Genomic DNA, 15,353 nt, shown 5'->3' with positions numbered 1-15,353 from the left:
CGCAGACGACAGGGCCGGGGAGCGGCGGCATGCGTTCGATTAGCGTCGCCACCATGTCGACGTCCACGAACCCCCGCATGCGCCGTCGCGGTGGCGCGATCGCCGCCGCAGCGGTCGCCGCCGCGCTGCTGCTCGCTCCCGCCTCCCCCGCCGCGGCCCACGACGAGTTGCTCAGCTCCGATCCGGCCGCCGACGCCGTCCTCGGAACCACCCCGGAGGAGATCTCGCTGACGTTCAGTGCGACGCCCTCGACGGAGGCGGGTGCGACGGTCGTGGCGGTCTACGACGAATCGTGCCGTTCGCTGGCCGCCGGGGACCCCGAGGTCGCGGACAACGTCGTCACCCAGGCGCTCGACGGACCGTTCGAGGGGGCGGTCCTCGTCCAGTGGCGGATCGTCTCGAGCGACGGGCACCCCCTCTCAGATGAGTTCACGTTCTCGGTGGGCGAGGACGGCAAGGTCGCGGCGGTCGAAGAGTGCGGCGAATCGGCCGGCGAGCAGGCGGAAGGGTCCTCGGAGGGGTTCAACGCGGTCCCGTACGCGGTGGGCGGAGGCATCATCTTCCTCGCCGTCGGCGTCGTGATCGCGGTCGCGATCGTCCGCGGTCGACGGGGCGAGACGAAGGAGTGAGGCCACCGGCAGCGGACTAGGCTGGAGGCATGCCTCACTACGACGTCGTCATCCTCGGTGCCGGCCCCGGCGGCTATGTCGCGGCCGTCCGCTCCGCACAGCTCGGACTGTCCACCGCCATCATCGAAGAGAAGTACTGGGGCGGTGTCTGCCTCAACGTCGGCTGCATCCCCTCCAAGGCGCTCCTGAAGAACGCGGACCTCGCGCACACCTTCACCCATAAGGCCGACCTCTTCGGCATCAGCGGTGACGTGAACTTCGACTTCGGCACCGCATGGGACCGCAGCCGCAAGGTCGCCGAGACCCACGTCAAGGGCATCCACTTCCTGATGAAGAAGAACAAGGTGACCGAGTACCAGGGTCGCGGCTCGTTCATCGACGCGAAGTCCATCGAGGTCACGAAGGAGGACGGCTCGAAGGAGACCGTCACGGCCGACAACGTGATCATCTCGACCGGCTCGACCGTGCGTCTGCTGCCGGGTGTCACCCTCAGCGAGAACGTCGTCACCTACGAGGAGCAGATCCTCACGCGCGACCTGCCGAACTCGATCGTCATCGTCGGTGCCGGCGCGATCGGCATGGAGTTCGCCTTCGTGATGAGCAACTACGGCGTTAAGGTCACGATCATCGAGTTCCTCGACCGCGCTCTCCCCAACGAAGACGTCGAGGTCTCGAAGGAGATCCAGCGGCAGTACAAGAAGTACGGCATCGAGATCCTCACCTCGACCAAGGTCGAGTCCGTCGTCGACTCGGGCGACAAGGTCACCGTGTCGTACTCCGCGAACTCCGACGGCGCGAAGGGCCAGATCGAGGCGGACAAGGTCCTCATGTCGATCGGGTTCGCCCCGCGTGTCGAGGGCTTCGGGCTCGAGAACACCGGTGTCAAGCTCACCGACCGCGGTGCCATCGAGATCGACGACTACATGCGCACGAACGTCGACGGCGTCTACGCCATCGGCGACGTGACCGCCAAGCTGCAGCTCGCACACGTCGCCGAGGCGCAGGGCGTCGTCGCCGCCGAGACGATCGGCAAGGCGGAGACGCAGACGCTCGGGGACTACCGCAACATGCCGCGTGCGACGTTCTGCTCGCCGCAGGTGGCCTCGTTCGGCCTCACGGAGCAGCAGGCGCGCGACGCCGGCTACGACGTCAAGGTCGCGAAGTTCCCCTTCTCGGCCAACGGCAAGGCCAACGGCCTGGGCGAGCCGGTCGGGTTCGTGAAGCTGATCGCGGATGCCGAGCACCTCGAGCTGCTCGGTGGCCACCTCATCGGCCCCGACGTGTCGGAGCTCCTGCCCGAGCTGACGCTCGCGCAGAAGTGGGACCTCACCGCCCTCGAGGCCGCGCGGAACGTGCACACGCACCCGACGCTGTCCGAGGGCCTGCAGGAGGCCTTCCACGGCCTCGCCGGCCACATGATCAACCTCTGATCAGACAGGGAAGACCTATCGGAACGCATGGGTCTTCAGTAACCTGACCATCACGACTGACGCCGCCCCGAACGAAGCCGGGGGCGGCGTCAGTGCGTTGCGGCCTGCGCGAGTCAGAGACCGAGGGCGCGTTCGAGCTTGGAGCCCGACCCCGACACCTCTCCCCCGACGGCGCGGACGAGCTCGTCCGCTGCGGCGAAGAGCGCGTCGCGGGCCGCGGCATCCGTCGGTGCGGCCGGACCGAGCTCGAGCTCCCACTCGCGCCAGGACGTCTCGACACCCCGGCGGACGTCGGTGGCGGTGACCCTGTCGTCGACGAACTCCGCGAGCAGATTCCCCTCCGCATCGAGGAGCGCGTACGCGGTGCGGGCATTGCGGATGCGCGCGAGCGGCGCGAACGGGGGCGACGCGACGGGGGCGAGGACATCCTCGATCGCCGCGGGCACCACGATGGCATCGGAGCCCCCGGCATCCAGCGGCCAGCGCGCCTCCGCCTTGCCTTCCGGCGTCACGCGCTTGATGTGCCAGCCCTCGTCAGGTCCGCCGCTGCGGCGCCGGAGCGCGACGCGCGCCCGTCCCAGCGCGCCGTCGGCCGTGTCGAGGTAGTGCGCGTCGAGCTCTCGGGGTTCGGGTGCGCCGACAGCGGCGACGCCGGGAAGCCGAGCCCAATCGGGCAGCGGCGTCCCGGCGTCGACGTCGTACGTGCGCTCGATCTCGAGCGAGTGCTCCGGTTCAGTCGTCAAGGGTCGAACGGTCGTCGCGCTCGTCGGCGGACGGATCGATGTCGTCCTGCGCGGCGACGAAGTGGAAGTCGGCGGACGTGGGTCCGTCGCCCTCCCCGGTGTTCTCGTCGGCACCCGCGCGCTCGTAGGTGATCTGCGTCTCGCTGTAGGGCAGGATCAGCCGATCCGTGTCCTCCTCGAGCGGGATGACCTGGCCGTCGAGCGGGCCGCCGTGAAGTCGTGCGATTGCCATGATGTACCTCCGACACCGACTCTAACCCGGCGCCCCGACGGCTCCGCCGCGACTTGTCAGCCGGTCGCCGCGGTGCTATCCGCGGCCGTCAGACGAGGGGCGGCGTGTGCCAGATGCGGTCGATGTAGTCGCGCATCGACCGGTCGGAGGAGAAGAACCCGCAGCGCGCCACGTTGAGGATCGCGGCGCGGGTCCAGGCATCCTGATCGGCATAGAGCGCATCGACGCGCTTCTGCGCCGCGATGTAGTCCGTGTAGTCCGCGAGCGCCATGAACGGGTCGTGGTGGATCAGGTTCGACACCACCGGCTCGAACACCGATCCGTCTCCGCCCGAGAACGCGCCCGAGGAGACGAGGTCCAGCGCCCGCGAGAGGTTCTCATCGGCGCGCACGAAGTCGATGGGGTGGTACCCGCGCGTCTGCAGGTCGGCGACCTCGGGCTCGGACATCCCGAACAGGAAGAAGTTCTCGTCGCCCACGAGCTCGCGGATCTCGACGTTCGCGCCGTCGTCGGTGCCGATGGTCAGCGCACCGTTGAGGGCGAACTTCATGTTGCCCGTGCCGGAGGCCTCCTTGCCGGCGAGCGAGATCTGCTCGGAGAGGTCCGCCGCCGGGACGACCCGCTCGGCGAGGGTGACGTTGTAGTTGGGCGGGAACAGGACCGCGAGGCGCCCCTCGACCCGCGGGTCGGAGTTGACGACGCTGCCGACGGCGTTGATGAGGTGGATGATGCGCTTGGCCATCGCGTAGCCGGGCGCGGCCTTGGCGCCGAACACGAAGGTGCGGGGGGTGACCTGGTCGGGTGTGACGCGGCCCGAGGCGATGGCGTCGTACTCCGTGATGATGTGGAGGAGCTTGAGCGTCTGGCGCTTGTACTCGTGCAGGCGCTTCACCATGACGTCGAGCAGATGGTCGTCGGCCACGGTGAACCCGTCGCGGTCGGCGAGGGTGCGGGCGAGCACGCGCTTGTTGGACGCCTTCACCGCGCGGAACGCGGCGTGGAAGGCGGTGTCGTCGGCGTAGTCCTCGAGCTCGCGCAGCCGGTCGAGGTCGGTGAGCCAGCCGGGTCCGATCGTGTCGGTGATGAGGCGCGACAGTCCGGGGTTGGCGAGACGGATGAACCGGCGCGGCGTGACCCCGTTCGTGACGTTCGTGAACTTGCCGGGGAAGAACTCGTCGAAGTCCGGCAGGACCTTCTCGCGCAGCAGCTGCGAGTGCAGCTCGGCGACACCGTTGACCTTGGAGCCGGCGACCGTGGCGAGGTAGGCCATCCGCACCGCACCGTCGGGCGAGATGATCGACATCCGCCGGATCCGCTCCTCGTCGTCGCCGAAGCGCTCGCGGACCTCGTCGAGGAACTCGTCGTTGATCCGGTAGATGATCTCGAGGTGGCGCGGCAGGAGCCTGCCGAGCAGGTCCGCGGGCCACACCTCGAGCGCCTCGGGCAGCAGGGTGTGGCAGGTGTAGGCGAAGCACTGCCGGGTGATCTGCCAGGCGGCATCCCATTCGAGCTTCTTCTCGTCGACGAGGACGCGCATCAACTCGGGGACACCGATGACGGGGTGGGTGTCGTTGAGCTGGAAGATGACCCGATCGGGCAGCTTCGCGAGGTCGAAGTCGCTCGGCAGGATGAGGTTCACGAAATCGCTGATGGATGCCGCGACGAAGAAGTACTGCTGCTGCAGGCGCAGCTCCTTGCCCTGCGGGGTGGAGTCCTCGGGGTAGAGCACCTTCGAGATGTTCTCGGCGTAGGTCTGCGCGCGCACGGCCTCCTGGTAGTCGCCCGCGTTGAAGACGCGCAGGTCGAAACCCTGGGTGGCCTGTGCGCTCCACAGACGCAGCGTGTTGACGCGGCCGTTGTGGTAGCCCGGGACCATGTAGTTGTACGGCACGGCGAGGACGTTCCACGACGGCACCCAACGCGTGCGCGTGACGCCCTCGTCGTCGTACTGCTCGGTGTGGCCGCCGAACGAGATGGTCTGCGCGGCTTCGGGGTGGGGGAACTCCCACGGCGAGCCGAGCGCGAGCCACGAGTCGGCCTGCTCGACCTGCTGTCCGTCGACGAACGTTTGACGGAAGATGCCGTACTCGTACCGGATGCCGTAACCGATGCTCGGCACGCCGAGCGTCGCGAGCGAGTCGATGAAGCAGGCCGCGAGGCGGCCGAGGCCGCCGTTGCCGAGACCCGGCTCGACCTCGAGCGCGCGGACGTCCTCCAGGTCGAGGCCGCAGGCGACGAGGGCCTCGGCGGCGATGTCGGTGAGTCCCGTCGCCAGGAGGTTGTTGTCGAGCTGCCGACCGAGCAGGTATTCCGCCGAGAGGTAGGCGACGCCCTTGGCCTGGGTCGACCGCTGCCGACGCACGTCCTCGAGCCACCGCGCCATGAGGTAGTCGCGCACGGTGGCGGCGAGCGCGAAGTAGCGATCGTTGACCGTCGAGGTCGACAGGGCCACGCCGCGGCCGTTGTTGAGATTGCGCAGGTACTGCGTCACGAACCCGTCGACGGTGGGCTCGGGCGACTGCACGGGCGCGAGGGCGATCGGGTGGGTCGGCTGAAGTCGCGGGTTCTTCACGGTACGACGGTACACACCCGGACGGTGCGCATCGAGTGGATGCGCCAGAGTTCACACAGCGGTGACGCGGCGGTGACGAAGGAGCCCGTCAGTCCGCGGAACGCTCGGCCGCCAGCGCCTCGCGCGCGGCCTGCAACTCGTCGGCCGCCGCCTTCACCTGATCCTCAGCGGTCTGGACGCGGCGCTCGATCAGCGTCGTCGCGCCGTGCACGCGACGGACGCGGTCCTCGCTCTCGAGCGTGGCCGCAACGATGTACGCCGAGGCGATGAGGATGACCTGGCACGACAGGTTGATCCACAGCAGCAGCGCGATGAGCGAGGCGAAGGTGGCGAGCAGGGGGTTGGAGCCGGCGCCGCCGACGAACAGGCTCGACAGCTGCTGCAGCACGGTCAGGCCGAAGCCGCCGAGCAGAGCCCCGGTCCAGAGCGCCCGCGCCGGAGCGCGCACACCCGAGAGCGTGCGGAACAGGAGCGCGACGACCGCCGTGTCGAGGACGAAGGTGACGAGGATGCCGACCGCGGCACTCAGGCCGACCGTCACCGGGCTGTCGGCGGAGACCCCGACGACGTCGGCGACCAGACCGACGCCCGCGGTGCCGAGGACGGTCGCGACCGCTGCGGCGGCGAGGCCGACCCCGATGACGACGGCCAGGACGAGGTTGCGGCCGAGGACGATGATGAACAGGGTGTCGTCGTGGACCTTGTCGGCGATCACCCGCAGCGAGGTGCGCAGCGACCCGATCGCGCCGATCGCCGCGAGGACGAGACCCACGAGGGAGAACACGCCGGCGAGCGAGAACGCGATCGGTTGACCGAGCTTCTCGGGGTCGATGATGCCGCCCTCTCCCACGAGGCCGGGGATCACGCCGTCGACCGCGTCGATGAGACTCTGCCAGGCCTGGGGGTTGCCCGACAGCCAGAGTGCTGCGACGGAGAAGCCGAGCAGGACGCCCGCGAACACGCTGAAGAGCGTGCGATAGGTCACGCTGTCAGCCAGGAGCGGGCCGCGCCGCTCGCTGTAGCGGAGGTAGGCCCGCACGATCCGCCACGACAGCGCGCGGGCGATCAGGCGCGGGACGAACGGGGTCTTCGTGCGATCGGCCATGTCCTCACGGTAGCGAGGCGGACGCATCGACCCCGCTCCCCTTGCATCGTCGAGGCGGATCTGGCACGCACCGCTCGCGAGGTCACAGGCCGAGACGGTCCGCCACGTCGGCACCGAGGAGGATGCCGGTCCAGGCGCCCAGCAGCATCCACGGTCCGAAGGCGACCGCGGTGCGCCGGGAGGCGCGACGGGTCGCGAGCAGCAGCGCGCCGTACACGCCGCCGAAGACGAACGCGGCCACGGCCCCGACGGCGAGCGCGGACCACCCCGCCCACCCGAGCGCGATACCGAGGACGCCGGCGAGTTTCACGTCTCCCCCGCCCATCCCGCCCCCTGCCGCGCGCAGCAGGAGGTAGAAGACGAACAGCGCGGCGCCTCCGACGGCGGCGCGCAGGAGGGACGACCACGGGGCTCCCGCGAGGCACGCGGCGAGCAGCAGCCCGCCGAGCACGGGGTAGCCGGGGAGCACCCACGCGTTGGGCAACCGGTGCGTGCGGACGTCGATGACCGCGAGGACGACCGAGGCGACGGCCAGCCAGACGTAGGCGAGGACGACCGCGACGGTCGCGACCGGGTCCATGAGTCCGGCCCAGGGCACGGACACGGCTCAGCCGTCCTGGACGTCGAGACGGACGGAGACCGTGTCCCCCTCGGAGATCCCCTCGCGCTCGCGGACCGAGCGCTTGAGCGGCAGGACGTACACCCCGCGCGCCGCGTCGGGGAAGATCGAGGTCCGCCAGGACGACGACCCGACCGTCGCGCCCACCGGGACGGATCCGAATCCCCGCCCGGGTCGCGGTACCTCGCGGATGTCCGCACTCACCTCCGCCGGGAGGGGGACGAAGTACCAGTCGTCCCTCCGCGACTCCCAGCGGAACAGCACCCCGGAGGCCTCGACGATCATGCCCTCACGGTAGCGATGTCGCGCGCACGGCGGCGCGCGGCATCCCCACCCCGATCACCACTGCGGGTGGATGTCCGCGCGGAGCCGGCGGTCGTACACGTCGACGACGGCGGCCGCGAACGTGTCGAGGACGGCGGGGTCGATCGCCCCGGCGTCGGCGTTGCTCCTGGCCTGCGCCGTCGTGCGCGCCCCCGGGATGACGGAGGTGACGCCCGGACGGGACGCGATCCAGGCGAGGGATGCCGCCGGCAGCGACACGCCGTCGGGCAGCGCCGCGCTGAGCTCGTCCACCGCGACGAGACCCGTCTCGAAGTCGACGCCCGAGAACGTCTCACCGCGGTCGAACGCCTCGCCGTGCCGGTTGAAGGTGCGGTGGTCGTTCGCCGCGAACGAGGTCGACGCGCTGTAGCGCCCGCTGAGGAGGCCCGAGGCGAGCGGGACCCGGGCGAAGATCGCGACGCCGGCGGCCTCGGCGGCCGGCAGCACCTCGTCGAGCGGCTTCAGCCGGAACGGGTTGAAGATGATCTGCACGTTGGTCACCCCGGGCCGCGAGATCGCGGACAGGGCCTGCGCGCAGGTCTCGACCGACACGCCGTACGCGGCGATCGCACCGCTGTCGACGAGGGCGTCGAGGGCGTCGTAGGTCTCGTCGGCGTGGATCACCGCCGACGGCGGGCAGTGCAGCTGCACGAGATCGAGCGTGTCGACGCCGAGGTTGCGCCGTGACCGGTCGGTCCACGCGCGGAAGTTCTCGGGGGTGTAGTTCTCGGGTTCCTGCGCGAGGCGCCGCCCCATCTTGGTCGCCACGGTCACGCCGTTGCCCGAGTGCGACGCCAGGAAGCGGCCGATGAGGGTCTCGCTGCGACCGTCGCCGTAGACGTCGGCGGTGTCGAACAGGGTGACGCCGGCCTCGACGGAGACGGCGAGGACGTCGAGCGCATCGGATTCGGAGACGTCCCCCCAGTCGGCACCGAGTTGCCATGTGCCGAGGCCGATGGCGGAGACGGAACGGCCGGTGGAGGCGAGAGGTCGCTGCTGCATGGGGCTCACCCTACTTCGCCGCGGGGACCTCCGGCCCCGGCGCCGTCATGTCGCCGACCGCGGCGGCGAGGTGCGACAGCACGGTCGCGACCGCCGGCACCCCGGCGGCCCCGCGGGCCGAGACCGCGTGCAGGTCGCGCCGGTCCCTCGACGCCAGCGGGCGGGTGATCACCCCGGCGACGAGGGGGAAGGACGCCACCGCGAGCCGCGGCAGCGTCGCGACGCCCACACCCTGCGCGACCAGCTGCTCGACGGCGGCGACGTTGTCGGTCTCGAAGCGGATGCGGGGCGCGAATCCCGCGCGTTCGCACGAATCCAGCAGGTGGCTGCGGCACCGCGGGCATCCCGCGATCCAATCGTCGTCGGCGAGCGCCCTGAGGTCGACGACGTCCTCGGTGCTGCGGGCGTGCCCGTCGGGCAGCACGAGGAGGAGGTCCTCGGCGCCGATGCGGCGGGCGTCGAGCCCCCGGATGCTGTCGCCGTGCGCGTCGGTGCCGTCGCCCGGGTGGCTGAAGGTCAACGCGATGTCGGCCCGGTCGGCGCGGACGGCGGCGACCGCCTCGGGCGGTTCCGCCTCAACGTACGTCAGCGAGAGACCCGGGTCGGATGCGGCGAGCCGGCGCATGAGGCGCGGGAGGATCGTCGGCGAGGCGGAGGGGAACCCGACGAGCCGCACCGTGCCGATCCGGCCGCCGCCGAGGTCGGCGAGCTCACCGGCCACCGCGCCGAGCGCCGTCGTGATCGACGTGGCGTGGCGGGCGAGGATGCGCCCGGCCTCGGTGAGCCGCATCCGCCGTCCCACCCGTTCCACGACCGCCATCCCCAGCCGCGTCTCGAGGCGGCGGATCTGCTGGCTCACGGCTGGCTGGCTGTACCCGAGTGCGGTCGCAGCGGCCGTCACGGACCCCGTGTCGCCCACCGCCTTGACGATGCGGAGCCCGGCGACGGAGAGGTCGGGGACGGGTTGCGGCATCCAGACATATAACGCCATGTCATGCAGTCGATGCAATACCTGCCATGGTGCACTCAGTCGCGGATCGCGACGATGGAGTCATGGCCCTCTCCCCCGCCGACGTCCGCGACGCGTTCCCCGACGCGCGAGGGTACGTCGCGGCCTGCACCGCCGGCATTCCGCCCCTCGCCAGCCGCGACGCGGTCCGCGCCGACCTCGACGCGTGGCCCGACCCGATCCGGTACGCCGCGAGCGCCGAGCGGTGCCGCGCATCGTTCGCGCGACTGGTCGGGGTGGACCCAGCCGCCGTCGCGCTCGGCGCGCAGACCTCCGCCATGGTGAGCCTCCTCGCGGCCTCGCTGCCCGACGGTGCCGTCGTCCTGTGCCCCGAGGGCGAGTTCTCGTCGCTCGTCCTCCCGTTCGTCCACGCCGGTCGGGGCATCACCGTGCGGACGGCACCGCTCGATGCGCTCGCCGACGCGGTCGACGCGGCGACGACCCTCGTGGCGTTCTCGATCGTGCAGTCCGCGACGGGTGCCGTCGCCGACGCCGACGCGATCGTCGCGGCGGCGCGGCGCCACCGTGCGCGAACGCTCTGCGACGCGACGCAGGCCGTCGGGTGGATGCCGGTGGCCGCCGGGGCCTTCGATGCGCTGGTCTGCCACGCCTACAAGTGGCTGTGCGCGCCCCGCGGCGTCGCGTTCCTCGCGCTCCGCGAGGACTTCGCCGCGACGATCGGTCCGCGCCAGGCGGGCTGGTACGCGGGCGCGGACCCGTGGGCGTCGTGCTACGGCACGGACGCGACCCTGGCGGCATCCGCTCGACGGTTCGACGTCTCGCCCGCGTGGCAGGCGTTCACGGGGGCCGAGCCGGCACTCGCCCTCTTCGCAGGAGCGGACCCGCGGGCGCTGAGCGACGAGGTCACGGGCCTCGCGGCCGCGCTGCGGGAGCGGCTCGACCTGCCGGCTCCGGCGCGGGCGACGCCGATCGTGACCTGGCGGGACGAGAGCGGTGCGGACATCGGCCGGCTGCGCGCCGCGGGGATCGTCGCGTCGAGCCGCGCCGGCAACGCGCGCGTCGCGCTGCACGTCTTCAACGACGAGCGCGACGTCGAGGACATCGCCCGCGCGCTGGATCGCTGACGGACCTCACTCGCGGCCGGTGCGCAACTCGATCGCGATCTGGGCGGCGTCGACCACCGCGAGTTCGTGCGCGAGCACGTCGGCATCGAAGGTGCCGGTGTCGCGAGCGTCGAGCAGCGCGCGGCGCTGGACGTCGATCACGGCGAGGCGGTAGTCGCTCTCGACCTGGAACGCCCGGGCACGGTCGAGGTCGGCCGAGCGATTCGGAGCGGGAACGTCCGCCGCGCGCTCGCGGAGAAGCTCGAGGATGTGCCGCCGCTCCTCCTTCTCGCGCTCGCGCGACTCGTCCGCCGAACCAGCGGGGGTGAGCGCGTCGACGAGCGGCGCGACCGAGGCGCCCTGCCCGACGAGGGAGACGACGGCGACGGCGAAGGCGATGAGGACGAGCACGGAGCGCAGCGGGGTGTCCTCGGGGAGCGTCTGCGCGGCAGCGAGCGTGATGGCGCCCCGCATCCCCGCCCAGACGACCAGGGTGCCCTCGCGCCATCCGAGCGGCGCTTCCTGGAAGTAGCGGATGTCGGCGAGGCCGCGCGTCACGCGCGGACCGAACCGGCGCACGGTTCCCCGCGAGACGCGCCGGCCGCGGCGGGCGAACGCATCGACGAGCTGCGCCTCGCCCTCCTCGGTCTCGAGGCGCTGCGCGATCGTCTCGAGGCGGGGCTGGAGGCGGCGGACGCGACGCGCGCTCATCGACAGCAGTGCGAGCAACGGTGCCACGTACGCGGCCCGCACGATCACCGTCAGGAGCCACGCGCCGGCGGCGATGAGGAGAGCGGGCGCGATGCCCTCGTGCGCCTTCTCCACGTCGCTGAGGATCGAGGTCAGCTGCAGTCCCATGAAGAGGAACACGAACCCCTCGAGGATCAGCTCGACCGTGCGCCAGTTCTGCGCGTCGGACAGCCGGTTGCGCGCCGAGAAGACGCGCGGACCGCCCACCCCGGTGATGATGCCGGCGACGACGGCGGCGACGAGGCCCGAGGCGCCGAGGAGTTCCGCCGGGACGGCCGCGAGGAACGGCACGGTGAACGAGAGGACCGTGTTGACGGTCGGGTCGGTCGCACGCTTGCGCACCGTCAGGTTGAGCCAGCCGAGCACCGCGCCGATCAGGACCGCGACGACGACGGCGTAGGCGAAGGTGCCGACGGCACCCCAGAAGGAGAAGGATGCCGCGGCCGCAGCGACCGCGGTGCGCAGCAGCACGAGCGCCGTCGCGTCGTTGAGCAGGCTCTCTCCTTCGAGGATCGCGACGACCCGCTTGGACACGGGCGTGCGTTTGATGATCGAGGTCGCGACGGCGTCGGTGGGGCTCACAATGGCGCCGAGGGCGACTCCCCACGCGAAACCGAGATCGGGGATCGCGACCATGAAGAAGAGGCCCAGGGCGAGGGCGGTGCCGATGACGAGGAAGACCGACAGCCCGGCGATGGCGCCGAACTCGCGTCGGAAGTGCATCGCCGGCATCGAGACCGCTGCCGAGTACAGCAGCGGGGGCAGGATGCCGAGCAGGATCCACTCCGGGTCGAGGACGAAGTCGTCGAACATCGGGAGGAAGCTGCCGCCGACGCCCACGGCGACCATCAGGATCGGCGCGGCGATACCCGCCCACCGGCCGATCACCGTCGTCGACGCGACGACCAGGAGCGCGACCACCAGGCCGAGAAGAGTCTCGATCACAGGGAAAGCCTGTCAGAGGACCTCAGCGAACGGTGATCAGTACGCCGTGGGTCCGCCCACCGGAGCGAAGGAGCGCATCGCTTCCGGCGTCGGGAGGTCGACCCGCAGCCGCGTCGTCCCCGGACGGGGGCCGGCGCCGTTCACGATCGCGGCACCGCCGAGGCGCAGCAGCGGCTCGGCGAGCTTCGCCGCGGAGGCGTCGGGGAGGAATCCGACGACGCGCCCGTTCGAGTGGACGGCGACGTCGACGCCGCGACGGCCGCGCTGCCCGATGCGGAGGATGTAGAGGCGGTCGTCGCGGGTGCGCCGCTCGGGGTCGTCGACGAGGTAGTGGGTGCGGGCGAGGTCCACGCGGGACGTGGGGAGCACGCGGAGATCCGGGAGATCGTCGTGCGATCGCGTCCGGCCGATGAGAGCGTGACAGAGGTGTTCGAGCCAGGTGGGCACGAGGCCCCCTTCCTGCAGGCGACACGAAACTCGTGCCGCCCCTCGAGCCTCGCACACGGCGCCTGGCAAACGGCCGGTGTCGGAATGCGCGCGGGTCACGAGGGGTTGCGCCCGGTATGAAGGCGATCGTCTACAGCTCCCCGGGCGCATCCGACGTCCTGTCCCTCGTCGACCGCGAGGTCGCGGATCCCGGTCCCGGTGAGGTGCGGGTCCGCATCGCCGTCTCGGGGGTGAACCCGACCGACTGGAAGTCCCGCTCCGGAGGCACCCAGCGAGCCTCCTTCGCCGAGACCGTCCCGAATCAGGACGGTGCCGGCGTCGTCGACGCCCTCGGCGAGGGAGTCGAGGACCTCGCGGTCGGCGACCGCGTGTGGGTGCACCTCGCCCAGCACCAGCGCCCCACGGGCACCGCGCAGGAGTACACGGTCGTCCCGGCATCCCGCGCCATCCGTCTTCCGGAGGGCATCGACTTCGCCACCGCGGCCAGTCTCGGCGTGCCGGCCGTGACGGCGCATCGTGCCCTGACGGTGCACGAGGACGGCCCCGCCCGCCTGGCGCCCGGCGCGCTCGCCGGACGCACCGTTCTCGTGCAGGGCGGCGCCGGCGCCGTCGGCCACGCCGCGATCCAGCTCGCCCGGTGGGCGGGTGCGACCGTCCTCACGACGGTGAGCTCCGACGCGAAGGCGCAACTCGCGCGCGCGGCCGGCGCGCACCACGTCATCGACTACACACAGGAGGACGTGGCGGCGCGGGTGCGGGAGATCGCCCCCGAGGGCGTCGACCAGATCGTCGAGGTGTCGCTGGCGACGAATGCCGCCCTCGACGCCGAGGTCGCCGCGGGACACGCCGTCATCGCCTTCTACGCTGACGACAACGGCGACACGTTCAGCATGCCGATCCGGCCCACCTTCGCGAAGAACATCCGGGTCCAGGGCGTCCTGCTCTACACGGTCGGCGAACCCGCGCTCGATGCCGCCGTCGTCGACATCACGCGCGCCCTCGAGGACGGCGCCCTGCCCGTCGGCGAGGAGGCGGGCCTGCCGCTCACGTGGTTCCCCCTGGCGGAGACCGCAGCCGCCCACGACGCGGTCGAAGCCGCGACCGTGGGCAAGGTCCTGATCCGCGTCGCCGACCTGTGATCGACCGGATGCCGCGGGTCGCGCAGCGCCTCAGCCCGCGGCATCCGTCCTGTCATCGACGCGCGCCGCAGCGATGTGGCTGATGGGGCGCCAGACGAGCACCAGGGTGACCGCGGCGCCCGCGAAGGCGAACCACCACGGCGCCGTCAGCCCCCAGAACTGGGCGATCACCCCGCCGATCGCCTGACCGATGACGAGCCCGCCGAAGACGCCCACCATGTTGACCGACGCGATCCGACCCTGCAGCTCGTGCGGGACGAGTCGTTGGCGGACCGTCGTGGAGATCGTCCCCCAGACGAAGGCGTACGCGCCGAAGGCGATCATGATGACGAAGGCGACGGCGCCCGACGTCGTCAGGGCGAAGGCGAGGTGCATCGCGACCTCGGCGCTGAGACAGACGCGCATGAGGGTCGCGAACGAGAACCGGCGCTCGAGCCAGCCGAACGAGAACGTGGCGAGCAGACCGCCGATCGCCGACGCGGTCGTGAGTGCGCCGTAGCCGATGGGACCCATCTGCAGGTGGTCCGTGGCGTAGAGGACGAGGATGCCCCAGGGCGCCGCCCACGTCACGTTGAAGGTCAGGATGATGAGGACGAGCGTCCGCACCGGCGGGTTGCGCCACAGCCACCGGATGCCCTCGGCGATGTCGGTGTGCACCGGTGTCCGCGGGGAATCGGCTTTGCTGCTCGGCACCGGCGTCGCCGCGATCCGCGAGATGAGGACGACGGCGAGCGCGACGCAGATCGCCTGGACAGCGAACGGCCAGAACGTGCCGACGGCGAACAGGAACGCCCCCAGCGGCGGACCGCCGAACTGGTTGGCGACGAGGAATCCTGCCTGGAGACGCGCATTGCCCACGCCCAGGTCGGCTTTGCGGACCATCATCGGCAGGAGGGTGCTGCTGGTCGTGTCGACGAAGACCTCCGCGCAGCCGTAGACGAACGCCACGATCAGGACGATCCAGATGCTCGCGACGCCGGTGACGAGGAAGACGCACAGCGCCACGAGGACGAGGGAGCGGACGCCATTGGCGACCATGATGAGCCTTCGCCGGTCGAGCCGGTCGGCGATCGCCCCCGCGTGCAGTCCGAACAGGAGCCACGGCAGGAACTGCAGAACGGCGCCGGCGGCGACGAGGATCGGGGAATCGGTCATCGACGCGATCAGAAGCGGCGCGGCGGCGAGCGCGATGCCGTCACCGACGTTGCTCGTCCACGATGAGGCCAGCAGCCACCGGAAGTCCCGTCCGAGCCGCTGCGGTGCGACCCATTCACCGATGTTCACCGGATGAGCCTAGAGCCATCGTCCCCTCAAGGCGGCGAGGGTGTCGCCGCAGGAGGGGG

The 15,353-nt window shown here is 71.2% G+C and carries 15 protein-coding genes; 4 read left to right on the top strand and 11 right to left on the bottom strand.

The window, feature by feature from the left end; genetic code table 11:
• Positions 1-53 precede the first annotated feature (53 nt).
• Both Q9S71_RS08270 and lpdA read left to right on the top strand, forming a co-directional pair.
• Positions 54-629 (top strand): copper resistance CopC family protein, encoded by a 576-nt coding sequence (locus tag Q9S71_RS08270; protein WP_311861777.1) that lies wholly within the window; start codon positions 54-56, stop codon positions 627-629.
• Positions 630-658: 29 nt separating this feature from the next.
• Positions 659-2,059 (top strand): dihydrolipoyl dehydrogenase, encoded by a 1,401-nt coding sequence (gene lpdA, locus Q9S71_RS08265; RefSeq protein WP_253034337.1) that lies wholly within the window; start codon positions 659-661, stop codon positions 2,057-2,059.
• A 113-nt stretch (positions 2,060-2,172) separates the two neighbouring features.
• Here lpdA and Q9S71_RS08260 read toward each other — a convergent pair whose 3' ends face one another.
• The 8 genes from Q9S71_RS08260 to Q9S71_RS08225 form a co-directional block, all read right to left on the bottom strand.
• Positions 2,173-2,802: a CYTH domain-containing protein gene (locus tag Q9S71_RS08260; RefSeq protein WP_311861774.1), complete on the bottom strand. Its 630-nt coding sequence runs from the start codon at positions 2,800-2,802 to the stop codon at positions 2,173-2,175.
• Positions 2,792-3,034, bottom strand: a complete 243-nt coding sequence (locus tag Q9S71_RS08255; protein ID WP_064002366.1) for a hypothetical protein — start codon at positions 3,032-3,034, stop codon at positions 2,792-2,794. Before Q9S71_RS08255 ends, Q9S71_RS08260 begins: the two co-directional genes overlap by 11 nt.
• Before the next feature lie 88 nt (positions 3,035-3,122).
• Positions 3,123-5,606: a glycogen/starch/alpha-glucan phosphorylase gene (locus Q9S71_RS08250; RefSeq protein WP_311861772.1), complete on the bottom strand. Its 2,484-nt coding sequence runs from the start codon at positions 5,604-5,606 to the stop codon at positions 3,123-3,125.
• Positions 5,607-5,694: 88 nt separating this feature from the next.
• On the bottom strand, positions 5,695-6,711 hold the full coding sequence (locus Q9S71_RS08245) for a YihY/virulence factor BrkB family protein (RefSeq protein WP_311861770.1): 1,017 nt from the start codon (positions 6,709-6,711) through the stop codon (positions 5,695-5,697).
• An 82-nt stretch (positions 6,712-6,793) separates the two neighbouring features.
• A complete protein-coding gene (locus Q9S71_RS08240) occupies positions 6,794-7,315 on the bottom strand; it encodes an A24 family peptidase (RefSeq protein ID WP_311861768.1) in 522 nt (173 codons plus the stop codon).
• 3 nt (positions 7,316-7,318) lie between these two features.
• Positions 7,319-7,615, bottom strand: coding sequence for a DUF1905 domain-containing protein (locus Q9S71_RS08235; RefSeq protein WP_064002369.1), 297 nt, complete (start codon positions 7,613-7,615; stop codon positions 7,319-7,321).
• A 54-nt stretch (positions 7,616-7,669) separates the two neighbouring features.
• Entirely contained in the window at positions 7,670-8,656 is a 987-nt protein-coding gene (locus Q9S71_RS08230; RefSeq protein WP_311861766.1) for an aldo/keto reductase, read from the bottom strand.
• 10 nt (positions 8,657-8,666) lie between these two features.
• A complete protein-coding gene (locus tag Q9S71_RS08225) occupies positions 8,667-9,629 on the bottom strand; it encodes a LysR family transcriptional regulator (protein ID WP_422880359.1) in 963 nt (320 codons plus the stop codon).
• An 80-nt stretch (positions 9,630-9,709) separates the two neighbouring features.
• Here Q9S71_RS08225 and Q9S71_RS08220 point away from each other — a divergent pair, with 80 nt between their 5' ends.
• Positions 9,710-10,750 (top strand): aminotransferase class V-fold PLP-dependent enzyme, encoded by a 1,041-nt coding sequence (locus tag Q9S71_RS08220; RefSeq protein ID WP_311283505.1) that lies wholly within the window; start codon positions 9,710-9,712, stop codon positions 10,748-10,750.
• Between the two features lie 6 nt (positions 10,751-10,756).
• On the opposite strand, the gene Q9S71_RS08215 is transcribed toward Q9S71_RS08220, so the two are convergent.
• Positions 10,757-12,424: a cation:proton antiporter gene (locus Q9S71_RS08215; RefSeq protein WP_311861761.1), complete on the bottom strand. Its 1,668-nt coding sequence runs from the start codon at positions 12,422-12,424 to the stop codon at positions 10,757-10,759.
• A 36-nt stretch (positions 12,425-12,460) separates the two neighbouring features.
• Positions 12,461-12,793: a hypothetical protein gene (locus Q9S71_RS08210; RefSeq protein ID WP_311861760.1), complete on the bottom strand. Its 333-nt coding sequence runs from the start codon at positions 12,791-12,793 to the stop codon at positions 12,461-12,463.
• A gap of 194 nt (positions 12,794-12,987) precedes the next feature.
• Here Q9S71_RS08210 and Q9S71_RS08205 point away from each other — a divergent pair, with 194 nt between their 5' ends.
• A complete protein-coding gene (locus Q9S71_RS08205; protein WP_311861759.1) occupies positions 12,988-14,010 on the top strand; it encodes an NADPH:quinone reductase in 1,023 nt (340 codons plus the stop codon).
• 30 nt (positions 14,011-14,040) lie between these two features.
• Here the strand turns inward: Q9S71_RS08205 and Q9S71_RS08200 are convergent, their stop codons facing one another.
• On the bottom strand, positions 14,041-15,294 hold the full coding sequence (locus Q9S71_RS08200) for an MFS transporter (protein WP_311861758.1): 1,254 nt from the start codon (positions 15,292-15,294) through the stop codon (positions 14,041-14,043).
• Positions 15,295-15,353: the final 59 nt, after the last annotated feature.

The organism is Microbacterium gawkjiense (genome assembly GCF_031932225.1).
Taxonomy (GTDB): domain Bacteria; phylum Actinomycetota; class Actinomycetes; order Actinomycetales; family Microbacteriaceae; genus Microbacterium; species Microbacterium gawkjiense.
The sequence above is the reverse complement of the archived record's forward strand: the minus strand, read 5'-3'. Positions and strand labels throughout refer to the sequence as shown.